We start from the raw sequence: 17,876 nt of genomic DNA, 5'->3' as shown, positions 1-17,876 counted from the left end.
CTGTAACCTCGATTTGCCACACAGGCGCACAGAATTCATACTGAATTCTGGCTCCTGACTTCTAAATTATTTTTGGTCAAACAGTTATAAGTTGCCCTAATCGACACTTGAATACTCTAACCGCAATTGATACTTGCTGTTTACAGATTTTCTATCTTTTGCCTAGTTTAAGGATTTGGCACAACTCGATAGGCTACACCAGGTATTCTCAGGTTGGCATAGTCGCCGCACAATTGAACACGTGACGGTGGTTGGTGTAGCGTTGCACAGCATCTTTGAACTGCGGCTTGATACTCTCGCCATTGCTTACGGATTGCAATACTTGCAGCATCGTTACCTAAGTCTGAAAATCTTAGTCCAGCCCGAATCAGCCAAGATTCTACATCAGTGGTTTCACCCAGTATTTCTGGAATGGGATTCATATTTTTCATGAGTAATATCTTATACGTACACGTATTTGAAATTGCTCATTTCACTTTAAGAGAAACTATCAATAATAACCAATATAATTTTTTCTTAAAATCATAAATAAAAATGATTGAAAAAGGGTTCATATCTGAGTATGGTTACTCAGATATGACAGAATGAATCAATTTCACGCCTGGCTAACATCATCGCCCTAGCTTCCGAATAAGCTGTTTTCTAGCTCGGAATCACTAGAAACGATAGCCTAATCCGGCTTGAAAGCTGACGGCATCAGCATCACTATTTCTGTAAGCGTCAATGCCCCATTTAGTATCGCCATAGGCAATGACATTGTTGCTAACTTCTGATTCAATACCAAGGGTAACTACAGGTGCATTCTGATTGCCCAATGGAGTTTTTTGACCTTCATCAGTTACAAAAGAATAACCACCACCGAAGTAAAGGTTAGTGTTTCTGGCGATAGGCGCATCGTAAGTCACTATGGGCATAATTGCGGCAGCATCACCACCATACAGCACAGAACCCCGCACTGAAACAGGCGCATTGGGAACGGCGTAGCGTCCTTGAATATTACCACCAAATTGTGCTTCATCGTTTCCTTGTCCGCCACTGGTTGCACCAGCCGCAACACCAGCACCGATGTAGTTACCGTTAGTACCAGCTGTTTGAGCAGAAGCAATTCCGGCCGAGAGGACAATGGAAGCAACAGCTAGGAAAGAGGCAGCTAATTTTGTAAGTTTCATAGGATTTTTCTCACTAGAGTTAGGTAAAATCAATGTTCTCTAGTACTAGAATCTCTTTTTTTACAAAATGTAACCTCGCACATCTGGCTCACCCAAGTGGCTGAATTATTTCTCACCCACCTGGATGTACAAACTGAAATATTCAAAGAACAGTTATTTCTTCAAAAAACGCTGACGTAGACGAGATATAAAAATATTCACCTCTGGTATTTTCATCCATGAAGCGATCGCAGCAAACACCGCAATCCCCACAAAGCCAGATACACACAACTGCGACAACAGAACCAGTAAACCAGTTTTACCTAACAACTGTTGAGAAGCAACCAAAGTCCCATAGCTGGCTACCCCAGCTACCACACTACCAGCAGTCAAACCCAGAATTGGCACACTCCACTCACGCCAAGGTAAACCATTGAGTTTGCGATCGAGCAACCATAACAGCATCAACAGGGAACTGCAATTTACGCCTACTGTCGCTAACACCAAACCGGGAGCACCAAAAGGCCCAACTAAAATCCAATCGAGCACAGCATTGAGAAAGATATTAAAAGTACTGATGCGAAAAGGTGTCTGGCCATCACCCAAGGCATAAAATACCCGCACCAAGACATCACGCCCCAAATAAGCAAACATCCCAATCCCGTAAACAATTAGCAACTCGGAAACTAGCTGCGTAGCATCTTGCGTGAAAGCACCCCGCTCATATATTACCTGGACAATTGGTACAGATAGCACTACCATCAACGCTCCTAGAGGTAGCATGGTGACAGCACTAAGCAGGAGTCCCTGACGAATACGTAATTTGAGATCGTCCCAATTTTCTGGTTCGGCAAGTTTGGCAAATATCGGTAATAGAGGCAGCAAAATGATATTAGAAATAATCCCTAAGGGAGTTTGCACTAGCAAATTGGCATAGTTAAAGCCAGCAGCAGCACCAGGGATGGGACTGGCGAAGTAAAGCACAGTAGCAAAGTTAATTGGCATCATCCCTGAAGAAATTGTTGCCGGAGTCATGATTCTAATCATTTCTTGAACACCGGGGGATTTAAAATCAAACCGCAGACGTAACGTACCTAGTCCTAACCGCCACTGAACAATTAGCTGCACCAGCCATTGGAGAATTGCCCCTGCCAAGGTTCCCCAGGCTAATACCATACCACCGATTAAAGCGTATTCTGGCTTGATAATATCCTTGCCCACTTGCATAGTCATAAAAGCAATACCGATGATAACGGTAATGCTAGATAACAGAGGGCTGATGGAGAGCAACCAATATTGATTGGCTGCATTAAGAGTACCGAAGCCAATGCCAATTAATCCTGAAAATAAAGCCATCGGTGCCATAATGCGGAGTTGTTGAATTGCGATCGCTCTGGTTGTCGGCTCCAAACCATAACCGACTAAATCAACGATCGCATCCGCAAATAAAATCTGAGCAACCGTCACCAGCAACAGCAATCCAGCCACTAGCGTTGTCACGGTTTCCACTAGGGGAGCCGCTTCTTCTCGCCGTCGCTTGGCTAAAACGCTGACAACTGCACTGTGTAATGGCCCATTTACACCACCGAGTAATATCAATATAAAGCCAGGAATAACATAGGCGTAGCTATAGGCGGTAGCAGCTGCACCAACACCAAAAGCCGCAGCGATCGCTTGCTGCCGCACTAAGCCGAAGACTTTACTAATTAATGTGGCTGCGGCAACAATGCCAGCAATTCCAGCGAAAGAACGAGAGGGTTTTTGGTCTTGTTGTGTCACGAATATTACCCGACAACTCTTGCAGAGTGCATATTTTAAAACATTTAACCTGAAATACCGCAGTCTGTCAGGTAAATTTCCACAAATTACTTTTTTTAAATGCTTTCGCCCTTGCTATTGGCGGAGCGATCGCTATAATAGTACGCATTTTATATCTCATTTCCAGGTAAAGGCAGGAACTCTTGCACAAAGAGAACACGAGAAACATTAAACCAAATCGCGGATTTATTGATTTTCAGCCAGTTAGAACGACTCAAAGGAGGTCAGATCGCTTTTCTGATTTGTTCCGGCAACAGTAACTTAGTTATATTTTCTGTTGTGTATAAGCAAAAATTATTTTTTAACCCATTACAAGGATAGATAAAGAAAGGGGAACTATAAGAATAACCATTTTCTGGGAAATAGTTGAACACTGCAAAAATTTGCATTGCAGTTTGTCATACTTTGACGCGCTTTGGCTCCCTGAAGTTTGGTATGAGGAATCATTATATAAAAACGACATAATCTAATCCAGAGCAATGGAACCCAATTCAAATTTCACGGAAAATCAACTTCTCTTGTCAAGCGCTCAACTTCAAGAGCAACTAGAGCAACAAAAGGCTCTGGCGAGTGTAATTGTGCGAATTCGGGAGTCTCTTGACTTAGAAACGATTTTTCAAACTACCGTTATACAAGTGCGTCAGTTGCTAAATGCTGATCGTGTAGCAGTCTTCCAGTTTGACTTGGAAAAAGATTGGGAAGGAGAATTTGTTTCTGAGGATGTTGCACTTGGCTGGGACTCAGCGCTGGCAGTCAAAGTTTACGACCACTGCTTTGGAGAACAATTTGCTTCCAGTTATCAACAAGGTCGAGTGCAAGCAGTAGCAGATATTTACAAGGCAGGACTGAGTGATTGTCATGCCGCAATTTTGAGTAAATTTCAGGTACAGGCCAACCTCGTTGTGCCTCTATTGCGGGAAAAAGAACTGTGGGGATTGCTTTGCATTCATCAGTGCAGTGAGGCTCGTGACTGGAAAGAATCGGAAATTGAGTTTATTCGTCAAATTGCTGATCATCTTGTTGTTGCGATTCAACAAGCGAAGCATCTCCATGAAGTCCAATTGCAAGCCGCAGAATTAGCTCAAGCGGCTCAACGCGACCAAGTAATTGCTCGGATTGTCGATGAAATTCGCTCACCCCTTGATATTGAAACCATCTTTAAAACCACTACTCAAGAAATACGCCAGCTGCTGCAAGCTGATCGAGTTGCCATCTTTAGCTTCAATGACGATTGGAGTGGTAACTTCGTTGCTGAATCATTTGCAGAAGGCTGGACTCCTTTAGTTGGTGTTGAGCCTGCGATCGCTGATACTTATTTACAACAGACGCAAGGCGGACGTTACGTTAACAATCAAACATTTACAGTCAATGACATTTATCAAGCCGGATTAACAAACTGCCATATAACCCTGTTAGAGCAATTCCAGGCAAAAGCCTTTGCAACTGCCCCCATTCTCCAAGGAGATAAACTTTGGGGAGTCATTGCTGCCTACCAAAATGCCTCACCCAGACAGTGGCAATCTTATGAAGTCGAATCGCTGACCAAAATCGGCACACAAATTGGTGTTGCACTGCGACACTATAAGTTACTAGCACACGCTCAGTACCAAGCAGAGCAACAAAAGACACTAACTAGCGTGATTACTCGAATTCGGGAGTCTTTAGATTTAGATACAATCTTCCAGACTACTGTCACCGAGGCACGGCAAATGCTGCAAGCCGACAGAGTAGCAGTCTTTCGTTTTGACCCTCAAAAAGATTGGGAAGGAGAATTTATTTCTGAGGATGTTGTACCTGAATGTAACTCGGTTATAGCAGAAAAAGTTTATGACTATTGTTTCAGTGAAAACTTTGCACCCCTTTACGCACAAGGTAGAGTAAATGCGATCGCGGACATTTATCAAGGAAAGTTTCCAGGTTGCTACGTCCAAATCCTAGAAAAATTTCAGGTACGTGCAAATATGATCGCACCTCTATTGAAAAAGGGTGAACTTTGGGGATTGCTGTGTATTCACCAATGCAACTCTCCTCGTCATTGGCAACCCTCTGAAATTGAATTTACCAGTCAAATAGCCGAGCAATTGGGAGTCGCATTAAAACAGGATTCTTATTTAAAACAAGTTCAAATGCAGGTTGTCCAGTTAGCAGAAGCCACTGAACGCGAGAAAGCAATGGAACGGCAAGAATTACTGGCTGCAACCATAGATAAAATCCGCCAGTCACTCGATATTAAAACTATTTTTAAAACCACTACTCAAGCTGTGCGAGAGTTGCTCGAAGTCGAGCGAGTTGCAATCTACCGCTTCAACACAGATTGGAGCGGTAAATTTGTAGCAGATTCTTTTAAAGATGGTTGGATACCTGTTGCACAAGCTCAACCAATAATTATAGAAACCTTTGAGGACACAGACGACGATAACGAACTTCCGCGTAACGAAACCTTTGTTCCCATTCGGGAAGGTGAAAAATTATGGGGATTATTAGTTGCTTATCAGAATTCGCAACCGCGTTATTGGAAAGAGGAAGAAATCAATTTACTAGCCCAAGTAGGAGTGCAATTAGGAATTGCGATTCAGCAAGCAGAATTACTCGAACAAACTAAACGTCAAACCTCAGAACTTACTCAAGCTCTCCAAGAATTAAAACAAACTCAAACCCGCTTAATTCAGGGTGAAAAAATGGCAGGTTTAGGACAATTACTTGCTGGAGTCGCGCATGAAATCAACAATCCTGTAAGTTTTATTTTTGGTAATCTGATCCATTTAAATGAATATACTCAGGAACTGCTAAATGTAGTGAAGCTTTACCGACAAAACTCCTCACTATCGCCAACTGTCCAAGAGCAAATTAACAAGACTGATTTGGACTTTCTCATCGAAGATTTGCCCAAAACTCTTGAGTCAATGAAAGTAGGAACAGAGCGTATTTGTGAAATTGTGCTATCACTACGAAACTTTTCTCGTACAGATGAGGCTGAATTAAAACCAGTAGATATTAATGAAGGCTTGGATAGTACTTTGCTGATTTTAGGGCATCGGCTCAAAAACAATAATGAACGCCCAGCTATTGAGATTGTGAAAGAATATGGTACTTTCCCTTTGCTCGAATGCTATCCCTCGCAATTAAATCAAGTGTTTATGAATCTTTTGAGTAATAGTATTGATGCATTAGAGGAAAAGTTTAAAACTATACAGCAAAGGTATTTGAAGTTATCCCAAACGTGTCCAAAAATACCCTTAACTATCTGGATTAGTACGCAAGCTATTAATAACCAGATTGTAATCAGAATAGCTGACAATGGTCTTGGGATTCCAGAAGAAGTGCGATCGCACATGTTTGACCCCTTCTTCACTACCAAAGCACCAGGTAAAGGTACGGGGTTAGGATTGTCTATCAGCTATCAAATAGTAGTTGAAAAACATCATGGTCAAATTAAATGTTCCTCTAAACCAGGAGAAGGAACAGAGTTTGTGATTGAAATTCCTAGCAGTAATTAGAGGCGGCTGATTTTCGATAATTCTAATAATACATTTCACAAAATATCTGGTACAGATACACTTGTAAGTTTAACCAAAATTACTCGCAGGATAGCTTGCTGACCCAAACTTTTCGGCATTAAGTACGCGTAAATTATAGCTCAATAGGCTTGAGTTAGTAATTTTTGATTGTGGAAAATTCCTCCAACCCATGCCAGACGATCTAAAAAGAAGGGTTAGGGAGGATCTCATCAAATCTTAACTGAACTGTCTTGGGTTATAGCCGCGACTTCAGTATCCTGATGTCGTTTTGCTCATTAACACAACCTAGTCAACTACAAATACCCACTTTGTCAGTTTGTCTAATTAAGCTATGTTTGGTAAATAAAATAAGTAGCCTACATGATCGGCTGTTATTCCACACTTGACATAAAGCATTGTGAGTGCAAAACGTCTGCCAGAAACCATTGCCCATGTCAGAATTACTCGCCAATCCTGGCAACACGGCTTCCTTGAAGGCGAAGTGAGTGCAGGTGAGTTTGAGTGGCATTTCCAGTGGCATTTTCGCCGGGGAGAACTTGCCGTCAAGCCTTCCCAAGGTCGCGCCTTAATCAAAGAACCCCTCGGTCGATTCTTGGAGCAACAAGATTATCAATTAGAGCCTGGAGGAGATTATGCTTTTACTATTCGGGCAGAACTTTAAAAGTTAGGATTTAGGAATTTAATTTTGGATTTTAGATTTTAGATTTTTTCTTCAATCCAAAATCCAAAATCTAAAATTGGTTGACTGCTGATTCAGTGAGGCGATTTAAGTATCTTTCGATTAAGAGGATGGCAACAATGTCATCTATCGGTCTTGGCGGCTGTCGCAGACCCTGTGGCAATAGCTTTATTAGCCCTTTGGGTGGGAACATTTGCCAATAGCGATCGCGTGCTTCTAGGGTTGTGTAGCGCTCATCCACTAAAATAATATTTAGAGGTTCTGTCAATTCCTGATATAATTTCTGTCTCCACTGCTTGGCTGTAGTTTGGTCGCCCATCACCATCAAGGAGATCGGAAACTTTTGACGTAGTGTCTCAATGGTAGCGATCGCCTCTTTTGCTAGCACGACCTGATGATAATACAGTTGCCGATCCAGTCCCATCACCGCTAAACCACACTTATCCCGACCTGGATCAAACCCCAAGATGACTGGTTGCGTTGGTGAAAATTCACGGAAATTCATAATAAATTCAAAATTAAAAATTAGAAATGTACCCTTACAGGGATCTTGCTACCCGTAGCGTCTCGTAGAGAATAAATACAATCACAGCAACTATTTTGCCTGCTGTTCAATATGTTTAAATCTTACTAATAACAGTGTGCAAATACTTTTTTAAGTACTAAAAATAATTTGTCCGTTGACTATTGCCACTAATTTTACTCTCAAGGGCCCAGCTGTATAAGTGTCCTCTGCTGCGATCGCTTTGATCTCCAAGGGTTGATTATACTGTCTTAATTGATTGACAAAGCGTAAAAAAGTCCCGTCTACTTGGACATTTTCGACAATTCCGGCGTTACGGGCCCGAAATTGGGAAGCAGAAATCAGTATTTCCAACCGCTGCTGTAACTGATAGGATGTCATGGTTTTGGAATCGGTAGTAGTTGTGGCCAGCACCGCGCCTCCCGAAAAAACCAATTGATTCCGGGCTGTATCGGCAAAAAATTCTATCTGCTTTTCTCCTCTGACATAATTACCAGCGGAAAAAATTCGCACCACGTATTCTTGACCATCCTCAATCTGCTTGCTCAATTTCTCAACCCTCTCCTGGGTGAAGCGTATTAGCTCTGCATTTGCAGGATTTGCGCCGGGTTCACTTAATTCCAGGTTGGCGTTGCGATTGGCTTCTTGTAAAAGTTGTACCACTGCCTGACGGGCAGCATTTGGTTGGGTCACACGAACTACACCAGCAGACAGAACTTGACCGCGAACTAAAGCTAGCTTACCCAGACGCAAGTCGCGGTAGGACTGATAATATTTTTCTAACCTTGCAACTTCCAGTTCTAGTTGCTCCTGTTGTCCTTCCAATTCTTTGAGGCGAGATTCCCGTTTGGCAATTACTTGCTCTCGCGCTGCAACTTCTAGATTACGCTTTTGAATTAGTTGATCCAGTTGGGCGATTTTTCGATCGCGCGCTTCTACGGCTTCTTGGCGGTTAGCGAGTTCGCGATCGCGTTTTTCAATAGCTGCTTTGGCTTCATCAATAGCTTTTTTAGCTTCAGCGTAAAGTCTTTGACGTTCTGTCTTAAGTAGTTCAACTGCCGCCTGTAGCTCCTTTCTCTGATTGTAAACGCTTTGCAATTCAGCTATAGCTTTTTGGTACTGAGTTACAACTTGTTCTAGCTGACCTTGAGTGCGTTGGAGTTGAGTTTGAGTTTGGGCTTGTTGACTAATAGTGCGGTTCAATTGAGCTTGTGTTTGGCGTTGTTTGGCATTCGCCGCCTGCAAAGATTGATTGATTACCTGCAATTCTTGTTGTGCTTTTGCTTGGGCAATTCTTGCTTGATTTAGCTCACTCTCTACCTGACTTTTCTGAGCTTCTGCGGTTTTTAGCTGTTCCCGCTTCTGCCTGAGGTCTGTTTGAATATCTTCTAATTCAAAGACTCCCTTTCGCAAGCCTTCGTCGGCAGCGAATAAAATTCCTAAGGTTGATGCTGAAATCAAACCGCCCGTAAAAATAGTTACTAGTACAGCAGTATTTTTCGGACGAAGGTTAAAAAGTGAGAGGCGGGCTTTGCCAACTCGTGTGCCGATGCGATCGCCCACGGTTGCAATTACGCCTCCCAGAATTAAAATTGCTGCGATGAGGATGTATCCGGTGGTCATCTTTAGCTACCGAAATCCTTCCAGATACAGCCTACTACTTTTAACCATTGTCTGGAAAGAAGTGGAAATTGGCAATAGCTGAAATTACTCAATTTTTAGATTTACCTCTAGCTATTAGTGTCATTTTTCAAAATAGAACACGCGCCGATTCCCCTTTCTCCTATTACATTTATGTGAATTGCCTACTTAAGGTAACAGGTTTATGCACAGTAATCTTCTTTTTGTGGATAGAAATCATCTTTTTTTCACGCAAATCCCCTAGTAGCCTAGTAACAGTAACACGAGTCGAACCAATTGCCTCTGCGATCGCTTGATGAGATAACTTCAGATCAATTGTGATCCCATCTGCACAAGGAACGCCAAAATCCCGACAAAGAATTAGCAAAAAACTCACCAACCGAGAACCCATATCTCGGTGAGCGAGAGTTTCAATCATCATCTCCGTTTGTAAAATGCGCGAAGACAGACCTCGCAGCATTAACATTGATAATTCTGGATTTTCCTTGAGTGCTTGCTCCACTTGTTCAATTGGTGCTGACAGTAATTCCACAGGGGTAAATGCAACCGCATGGTAAAACCTATCCGACTTATTTCCCGTCAGCAATGACAAAACACCAAAAACACTATTTTCCCGTAGCAACGCTACCGTTATTTCCTCTCCTGCCTCGTACACCCTGGAAAGTTTAACAGCACCTTTCAAAAGAAAATAAACTCGTTCGGCAGGATCGCCAGGAAAAAAGATCGTTTTATTGCGTTCAAACGTTTCCACAACTGGCGGAAACGCCCCGGTCGCCATCTGACGAAATACATTTGCTAGGGCTTTATCTTGTGTCACGATCATCTCCCTTCCCCTACCCAATGCCGGAAAAACAAAAACTGATTACCTAAGAATACACCCGAAAAATGAATATAGCACCGTCAACCTTTTTGTACTTTCCTATACTCAAACTAATCTCTTCATAACTCTTTGTTTATAATGATACATAATTGTTGATCCTTTCAGCTACTAATTGTTGATAAGTACTTCCAATAGCTGTATTCAAAAGGTTTTTTGAAGAACAAATAAAGTTATTTTGAGAATATCTTTAGAAAAAATCAAGATTTTTGTCACAGCAAACACTCTTACCAATATTCATTTTTGCAAATCCTGTGTAAAACAAAGACAAAACGTGCCTCAGATTCTAGTATGCTCCTAATGATCGATCGCATTAACAATTTCTATGCTGAATCTGACTGGAAAAAATGCTCTTGTTACAGGTATTGCCAATAACCGCTCGATCGCCTGGGGCATTGCCCAACAGCTCCATAAAGCCGGAGCAAACCTGGGTATTACCTACCTGCCGGATGAACGCGGCAAAATGGAGAAAAAAGTTGCGGAGTTGGTAGAACCCCTCAACCCCAGCTTATTTCTTCCCTGTAATGTCCAAAATGATGAACAGATTCAATCTACCTTTGAAACAATCCGCAATCAGTGGGGAAAGCTAGACATCCTCATCCATTGTCTTGCCTTTGCTAGCAAAGACGATTTGAGTGGAGATTTTAGCCAAACCTCTCGTTCTGGCTTCAACACCGCCTTAGAAATTAGTACCTACTCGCTGGTGCAGTTAAGTGGTGCAGCTAAACCTTTGATGACAGAGGGAGGTAGTATCGTCACCCTCACATATTTAGGTGGTGTTAGAGCAATCCCCAACTATAACGTTATGGGAGTTGCCAAGGCGGGGTTAGAAATGAGTGTACGTTACCTAGCCGCCGAACTAGGGCCGCAAAATATCCGCGTGAATGCGATCTCCGCAGGCCCCATCCGTACTTTGGCATCTTCAGCAGTCGGCGGGATTTTGGATATGATTCATCATGTAGAAGAAGTAGCTCCCCTACGACGTACCGTCACTCAGCTAGAAGTGGGTAACACTGCCGCTTTCTTGTGTAGTGATTTGTCCAGCGGTATTACCGGACAAGTGCTGTATGTAGATGCAGGATATGAAATTATGGGAATGTGACGCGATAAAGTTAGGAGTTAGGAGTTAAAAATTTATAACTCATAACTCCTAACTTCTAACTCTTTCCACTCCCCATGCAAACAACCAATCGTCAAGTTAATTCAAGCTACGATCAGTCAACTAAAACCCCTCGGATTGCCACTGTTCACCGCACCACTGGTGAAACTGATGTGCAAGTTACCATTAATCTGGATGGTAGAGGAATTTGCACGGCAGCAACTGGCATTCCGTTTTTGGATCATATGTTGCATCAAATTGCCTCCCACGGACTGATTGATATAGATGTCCAAGCCAAGGGAGACTTGGAAATTGATGACCATCACACTAACGAAGATGTAGGCATTACCTTGGGCCAAGCTTTCAACCAAGCACTAGGCGACAGAAAAGGCATTGTCCGCTTTGGTAATTTCCTAGCACCACTGGATGAAGCCTTAGTTCAAGTAGCGCTAGACTTTTCCGGCCGTCCTCACCTCAGCTACGGCTTGCAAATTCCTACCCAGCGGGTAGGAACCTATGACACGCAACTCGTGCGCGAATTTTTTGTGGCTTTGGTGAACCATAGCCAAATGACACTGCACATTCGGCAACTGGATGGCATTAATTCCCATCACATTATTGAAGCAACATTTAAGGCGTTTGCGAGGGCAACGCGGCTGGCGGTGGAAATCGACCCCCGTCGTGCTGGCTTGATTCCCAGTTCTAAAGGCGTTTTGTAAAGCTAGCCAGAATTACTTGCCAGGGCTGACATTTTTAATGTTAATTCACCTACTCTGTTTGCGATAATTGACACACAGGTTAGTGATGGTTATTATCAGCCTACTGGGTAACTTGTAATTAATACCAAGCTGGTAATTAGTAATTGAACCGAGATGAAGCCTGTTGCAGATGACCCTAATTCTCAACTTAATACCATAGACACTGCGCCAGTAGTCCTGACTTCTGAGTTGCGAAAAGTCTACCGCACTGGTTTTTGGCTAAATCAAAAAGTCGTATCTCTCAAAAACTGTTCTTTAACAGTTTATAAAGGCGAAACCTTTGGGTTGCTGGGGCCAAATGGTGCTGGGAAAACTACCCTTTTAAAATTGTTGCTAGGAATTATTCGTCCTAGCTCTGGACGAGGATTATTATTGGGTGAGCCACTGGGCGATCGCACTATCAAGCAACATATCGGATATCTGCCAGAAAATCCCTATTTGTATGACTATCTCACTGGCTGGGAATTTTTGCAGCTAGCCGCTGGGCTATTCCAAATTCCCCAAAGTGTCCAACGCCAACGCATTCCCCAACTGCTGGAATTAGTGGGTTTATCCCAAGCCGATGCCCGCAAAAAGCTGCTGCGTCGCTACTCTAAAGGAATGCTACAACGTGTTGGTATGGCACAGGCACTAATTAACGAGCCAGATTTGGTTTTTCTTGATGAACCGATGTCTGGTCTCGATCCTGTGGGACGCTACCAAATGCGGGAAATTATCCTGGCGCTAAAAGCCGCTGGTAAGACGATTTTTTTCAACAGCCACGTTCTTAGTGAAGTAGAACAGATTTGCGATCGCATTGCCATCCTCGCTCAAGGTGAATTAATTTGCTCTGGTTCGCTCAATGAACTCTTAGGTAAAAACAACACATATCACGTAAAAGGTCAAGGTGGTGACTGGGAAATTCTGAAAAAATGGATACCCACTCTCAGATTTGAACCTGATGGTTCATGGCAAGGTACATTACAAGACGATTACTATGATTTTCTCGCCAGTCTTCGTCTCATGGAGGGTAAAATTATCACCATGAACTTGTCGCGTTACTCCCTAGAAGAGTTTTTTATTCAACAAATTCAAAGGAAAAATGACTCACTTAATTAATCTTCTCGCTTATTGGTAAATAGTAAATTTTGGATTAATTTGAGGAAGAAAACCCAAAATTTCTGTCTTTTTGAGTTTATCTTTCTCAAACCAACCCACAAAAAATCAAATTACGATCTATTTTTAAGGTTATTTGTAATTATTTAATGAAATTGTTCATAATTTTGGTATTCTTAGCAGATTTTGAATCACAGTTAAGATGTCGTAAAATTGACTTTGACAATAAAATTTTATTCGTAAGTACTTGTTCGGTTAACAGATAGTTTCTTGTATAAACTATGTTGATTTGCGTAAGTCCTAATATTTTTTGATAATTCCTATATTCAAGTTGGCTTAACTTTAAATTAACTTCACTAAAAATTCAAATTCAATAGACAAATTTACTCCGGAAAATGACACTTTTCGAGGAAAATAAGAGTGTCGGGGAACTTGAATACTTAGGTATAGTCAAAATAAAAATGTTTAGACAGTACTTTATTGATCGTAGTTTCAGAGTCTCAAGGTAAATATGCTTAACACAACTTTGTTTAAATTCCTAACTCAGCCAGTTGTGGGTGTGGCTTTGTTAACTGCTGTCAATGCCGCTGTGCCATCTGCCAGTCTAGCTCAGGGACAACCAGTACCACCAACTACACAATCACCAACCACGCAAACACAAATAGATACTAATTATTCATTAGGAGGCGGCGATCGCATCCGTGTAAATGTATTTGAAGTACCTGAGTATACAGGCGAATACCAAATTCCCCCAGGTGGAGCAATCAACCTACCTTTAATTGGTAGTGTGTCAGTCCTTGGTCTAACAACTGAACAGGCTGCTGACGAAATTGCCAGAAGATATGCTCGCTTCCTCAAACGTCCCTTGATCTCAGTCAATTTGTTATCGCCTCGTCCGATCAATATTTTTGTTGCTGGAGAGGTGACACGTCCAGGGGCTTACACCCTGAGCTTGAGTGGAGGGGCAGGAGATAATCCAGGCGTACAATACCCCACTGTATTAGCTGCACTGACAACAGCCCAGGGGGTAACCCTAGCTGCGGATGTGACTCAAGTACAATTACGGCGTAAAATAGGACGCTCCTCAGAGCAAGTCGTCAGTGTCAATTTGAAGGAACTCATCCAAACAGGCAGGTTATCACAGGATATTACCTTGCGGGATGGAGACACTATAGTTGTGCCAACTGCAACCAACTTCAACGTGGCAGAATCCCGTAATATATTTGCATCTAACTTTGCCGCTAGCCAAACCACACCGCGCACAGTAACAATTATCGGTGAAGTTAACCGTCCCGGTTCGTATCTTGTCACCCCAGCTAGTACAGATGCACAGGGGGGAGCCGCAACCGCTAATAGTGGTACTGTCACTCCTAATGGTCTACCAAATGTGACGCGGGTAATTCAACTAGCTGGGGGAATTACAGCACAGGCTGATATTCGTAATCTCAAACTACGCCGACCTACAAGATCTGGTTCAGAACAAGCTATAGATATCAATCTTTGGCAATTATTGCAGAGTGGTGATGCCAACCAAGACATCATTGTGCAAGACGGAGATACCATTGTTATTCCGACGGCAACTGAAATCAACCCCGCAGAAGCCACTCAATTAGCTACAACTACTTTGTCTCCTGCACGCATTCAAGTTGGTGTTGTAGGCGAAGTTAAAAGACCAGGGTTAACAGACGTTCAGCCGAATAGCTCTTTAAATCAAGCCATACTCGCTGCTGGAGGATTTAATGATGCCAGAGCTAGTAGTGATGCTGTTGATTTGATTCGCCTCAATCCTAATGGTTCCGTGACTAAACGTATAGTAAAAGTGGATTTCTCCGCTGGGATTAATGAGCAAACTAATCCCATACTCCGCAATAATGATGTTGTGGTAGTCAATCGATCTGGTTTAGCTAACGCTGGCGATACCACAAACACTATAGCTGGACCTCTAGGTGTTATATTTAGTATTTTGAGGGTGTTCGGACTCTAGTTTAAAATACAGATATGAATTGGGGGCGTTGGTCAAATCTCTCCGTCCCCAAAATTCCACTATTCTATGAGTCAAAGCTCAATCGTCAAGAGTTAATATAGCCCTACTTAATCATTTGTGAAAGATAAAAAGGCTGAAAAGCTTATAAATACCTAATTTTATCTCCGTATTTTTTCACGATTTAATTTGGATTGCCATAAAAAACAACTATATACTCATTTATTGCAGTATTAAATTAACTCCTGTACTGGCTTTTGAAAGCAAGAATTAAGTAAGTGGATGTGAATAATTAAAGGTTTGTACTAAGCGGCTCCAACCCTATTTTAGGGTTGGAGCCGCTTAGTATGAGCTAACTTAATAAATTTTACATTGCGTAACATAGTTTTATTTATTCTTGCCCACGATCGTAGATCTGTACTCTTGCAGAGAAGCAAGCTATGCAAAGCGTCTTTATATTCTAAAGAAAAACTTGTAGGCTAGAACAGCCGTTCTCGTATTCCTGGGGACAAGCAAGCTACGCACCGCCTCGACCACAGGATAAAACAAGAGTATGGTACAAACTGGCTTGCATGGAGCGATCGCTGACTCAAAAATTGTATTTTCTATCCCCATTTTAAAATAATATCAAGTAATATTACTCATTGACAAATGGTATGAACCTAAATTTATCACTGAAAATTCTTAATCTGCTATTGATAGGCTTTTTCAAAGTTTGTTTTAGTTACTTTAATTTCTTATGATAATGAGAATTAGTTAGAAGGTAGAGGTATTAATTTCTCGGCTCTGCCTTGTTTATGCTCACAAAATGATTCTTATTATCATAAGAAATATTTAAGTAAATTAACTGTTTGATGACAGATATACTATCTCAACCATAGATACCGCGTATACACAGTAGAATGATGTCGAATTGGAAATAACGCTATTTGTACGGTTGCTTAATGTCCATAAATGCGGTAAATATCGATACTGATAATTTGGGTTCAGTAATTTTACTAGACAGTTGCCATTTTCTGGAACACAAGCTAAAAAGGCTTTTCGGCCATATTTACGTGTAACCTCTCAGGTGCAATCCTGAGAAACCGTGTATAAACTTACAAATAGCAGTTACACGACCGTATCCAATACTGAGTTACTTACTAAGGCTAGAGTTACTGACCGTTGACGATTTAGTTTTTTCAACATACCCTATTTTTTCCCTATGATGATTCATGGTTTCGGTTTTCTCAGTTTGAGCGCATCTCTTGTACTTCCCTGGGCATTAACAGGACTAGTTCAAGGAGAGAGAATAGCAGAGTCTTTAGTTAAAGATGTTCGTCAGTCATCTACTGATCGGGAAACGACACTACCAAGTCGCAAGCTGATCAGCCAGGTTCCAACTGGGACAACATACTATGTTAGTGGTACCGGAAGCGACAAAAATAGCGGACGCACCACCTCATCCGCCTTTAGGACAATTCAAAGGGCAGCAAATCTGACTAACCCTGGGGACAAGGTACTCATTATGAATGGGGTATACAAGAATGCACACCCATCTGGAACAGTACTAGATATTAAACGTTCTGGAACGGCAAATGCATGGATTACCTATAAAGCATATCCTGGACATTTTCCAAAACTTCAGAATAATGGATGGCATGGAATTTCTATTACCAATGGAGCATCATATATTGAGGTAAACGGGCTGGATGTTGGAGGGAACAATGGCAATATAACCCTTTCTTACGCTCAGAGTCAGAAGTATAACACATCAAACCCGCTGACTAATGGAAACTGCATTACCATAGATGGACGAAACGGTAAGCGCCCCCACCATATACGTATTCTCAACAACAAAGTACATGATTGTGGAGGCGGAGGCATTTCAGCCATAGAATCGGACTACATAACAGTGGATAATAACGAGGTATTCAATAATGCCTGGTACTCAGTCTACGGCTGTAGCGGCATTTCGCTGCTCAATACTTGGAATTATGACAACAGCCAGAACTATAAGATGTTTGTGACCAGAAACAAGGTCTACAACAATAAAATGCTCATTCCCTGGATTCAGAACGGAAAGTTCCAAGACGGTAATGGCATTATTGTTGATCGTTCAAGAAATAATGGGTCTGGTGGCTCAAAATTGAGTGCATATCGAGGACGTACTTTGATTGCCAACAATATCTCATATAAAAATGGTGGTTCGGGCATTCATACCTATGAAAGTGACCATGTCGATATTGTCCACAACACAGCTTATCTGAATAACCAGACTGCGGGAATTAGTTATGGGCAAATCATGAGTAATGCTTCAGGTGATATCAAAGTTCTCAATAACATCCTTTATTCTGCACCTAACAAACCAATAAACGCGCGTTATAACAGTAGCAACACTACTTTCAACTACAACCTATACAACAACAATGGTTCCCGTGTAAGTGCTGTCGGGCCTAACGATATTATGGCAGATCCACAATTTGTTAATGCCTCGATTGGTGACTTTAGACTGAAAGGTACGAGTCGGGCAATCAATAGTGGTTTTAGATGGAATAATTTGGCAACCGATATTGTAGGCAATCCTCGTATTTATGGTTCAGCATCTGATAGAGGGGCACACGAAAAGCAGGATTAGTTACCAATTATCTTTGCTAATTTCTGAAGACAGGTATTAAGTTAATAGTAGTATGGCATCGGGTTGTATGGCAAAATTCTGATTTATATAGAGCTTTTGTCTACAACCCGTTGTTTTAACCT

The 17,876-nt window shown here is 41.9% G+C and carries 13 protein-coding genes; 7 read left to right on the top strand and 6 right to left on the bottom strand.

Features of this window, described 5'->3' with window-relative positions; all coding sequences use genetic code 11:
* Positions 1 to 167 precede the first annotated feature (167 nt).
* The 3 genes from H6G92_RS25475 to murJ all read right to left on the bottom strand — a co-directional run bounded on the left by H6G92_RS25475 (position 168) and on the right by murJ (position 2,927).
* Positions 168 to 431, bottom strand: coding sequence for a hypothetical protein (locus H6G92_RS25475; RefSeq protein ID WP_190897019.1), 264 nt, complete (start codon positions 429 to 431; stop codon positions 168 to 170).
* Between the two features lie 225 nt (positions 432 to 656).
* Entirely contained in the window at positions 657 to 1,169 is a 513-nt protein-coding gene (locus tag H6G92_RS25470; protein ID WP_190897017.1) for an outer membrane beta-barrel protein, read from the bottom strand.
* A 153-nt stretch (positions 1,170 to 1,322) separates the two neighbouring features.
* Positions 1,323 to 2,927: a murein biosynthesis integral membrane protein MurJ gene (gene murJ / locus H6G92_RS25465; RefSeq protein WP_190897013.1), complete on the bottom strand. Its 1,605-nt coding sequence runs from the start codon at positions 2,925 to 2,927 to the stop codon at positions 1,323 to 1,325.
* A gap of 518 nt (positions 2,928 to 3,445) precedes the next feature.
* Between murJ and H6G92_RS25460 the strand changes: the two genes are divergently transcribed.
* Together H6G92_RS25460 and H6G92_RS25455 are read left to right on the top strand one after the other, a co-directional pair.
* A complete protein-coding gene (locus H6G92_RS25460) occupies positions 3,446 to 6,463 on the top strand; it encodes a GAF domain-containing sensor histidine kinase (protein ID WP_190897011.1) in 3,018 nt (1,005 codons plus the stop codon).
* A 418-nt stretch (positions 6,464 to 6,881) separates the two neighbouring features.
* Entirely contained in the window at positions 6,882 to 7,145 is a 264-nt protein-coding gene (locus H6G92_RS25455; RefSeq protein WP_069070640.1) for a DUF3146 family protein, read from the top strand.
* Between the two features lie 70 nt (positions 7,146 to 7,215).
* Here H6G92_RS25455 and H6G92_RS25450 read toward each other — a convergent pair whose 3' ends face one another.
* From H6G92_RS25450 to ntcA, 3 genes are all read right to left on the bottom strand, one after another.
* Positions 7,216 to 7,668, bottom strand: a complete 453-nt coding sequence (locus H6G92_RS25450; protein ID WP_190897008.1) for a pre-16S rRNA-processing nuclease YqgF — start codon at positions 7,666 to 7,668, stop codon at positions 7,216 to 7,218.
* A 150-nt stretch (positions 7,669 to 7,818) separates the two neighbouring features.
* The gene (locus H6G92_RS25445) at positions 7,819 to 9,309 is read right to left on the bottom strand and encodes a DUF3084 domain-containing protein (protein ID WP_190897006.1); all 1,491 of its coding nucleotides are present in this window, start codon (positions 9,307 to 9,309) and stop codon (positions 7,819 to 7,821) included.
* Between the two features lie 169 nt (positions 9,310 to 9,478).
* Positions 9,479 to 10,150: a global nitrogen regulator NtcA gene (ntcA, locus tag H6G92_RS25440; protein WP_010998529.1), complete on the bottom strand. Its 672-nt coding sequence runs from the start codon at positions 10,148 to 10,150 to the stop codon at positions 9,479 to 9,481.
* 379 nt (positions 10,151 to 10,529) lie between these two features.
* On the opposite strand from ntcA, the gene fabI reads away from it, so the two are divergent.
* The 5 genes from fabI (at position 10,530) to H6G92_RS25415 (ending at position 17,754) form a co-directional block, all read left to right on the top strand.
* On the top strand, positions 10,530 to 11,306 hold the full coding sequence (fabI, locus tag H6G92_RS25435; RefSeq protein WP_190897004.1) for an enoyl-ACP reductase FabI: 777 nt from the start codon (positions 10,530 to 10,532) through the stop codon (positions 11,304 to 11,306).
* 74 nt (positions 11,307 to 11,380) lie between these two features.
* Positions 11,381 to 12,022 (top strand): imidazoleglycerol-phosphate dehydratase HisB, encoded by a 642-nt coding sequence (gene hisB, locus H6G92_RS25430; protein ID WP_190897002.1) that lies wholly within the window; start codon positions 11,381 to 11,383, stop codon positions 12,020 to 12,022.
* Positions 12,023 to 12,175: 153 nt separating this feature from the next.
* Entirely contained in the window at positions 12,176 to 13,159 is a 984-nt protein-coding gene (locus H6G92_RS25425) for an ABC transporter ATP-binding protein (RefSeq protein WP_190897000.1), read from the top strand.
* A 508-nt stretch (positions 13,160 to 13,667) separates the two neighbouring features.
* The gene (locus tag H6G92_RS25420; RefSeq protein WP_190896998.1) at positions 13,668 to 15,140 is read left to right on the top strand and encodes a polysaccharide biosynthesis/export family protein; all 1,473 of its coding nucleotides are present in this window, start codon (positions 13,668 to 13,670) and stop codon (positions 15,138 to 15,140) included.
* A gap of 1,201 nt (positions 15,141 to 16,341) precedes the next feature.
* A complete protein-coding gene (locus tag H6G92_RS25415; protein WP_242059308.1) occupies positions 16,342 to 17,754 on the top strand; it encodes a right-handed parallel beta-helix repeat-containing protein in 1,413 nt (470 codons plus the stop codon).
* Positions 17,755 to 17,876 lie beyond the last annotated feature (122 nt).

This window comes from Nostoc foliaceum FACHB-393 (assembly GCF_014698505.1).
GTDB classification, from domain to species: domain Bacteria; phylum Cyanobacteriota; class Cyanobacteriia; order Cyanobacteriales; family Nostocaceae; genus Nostoc; species Nostoc foliaceum_A.
This window is presented reverse-complemented; position numbering and strand designations above follow the sequence as displayed.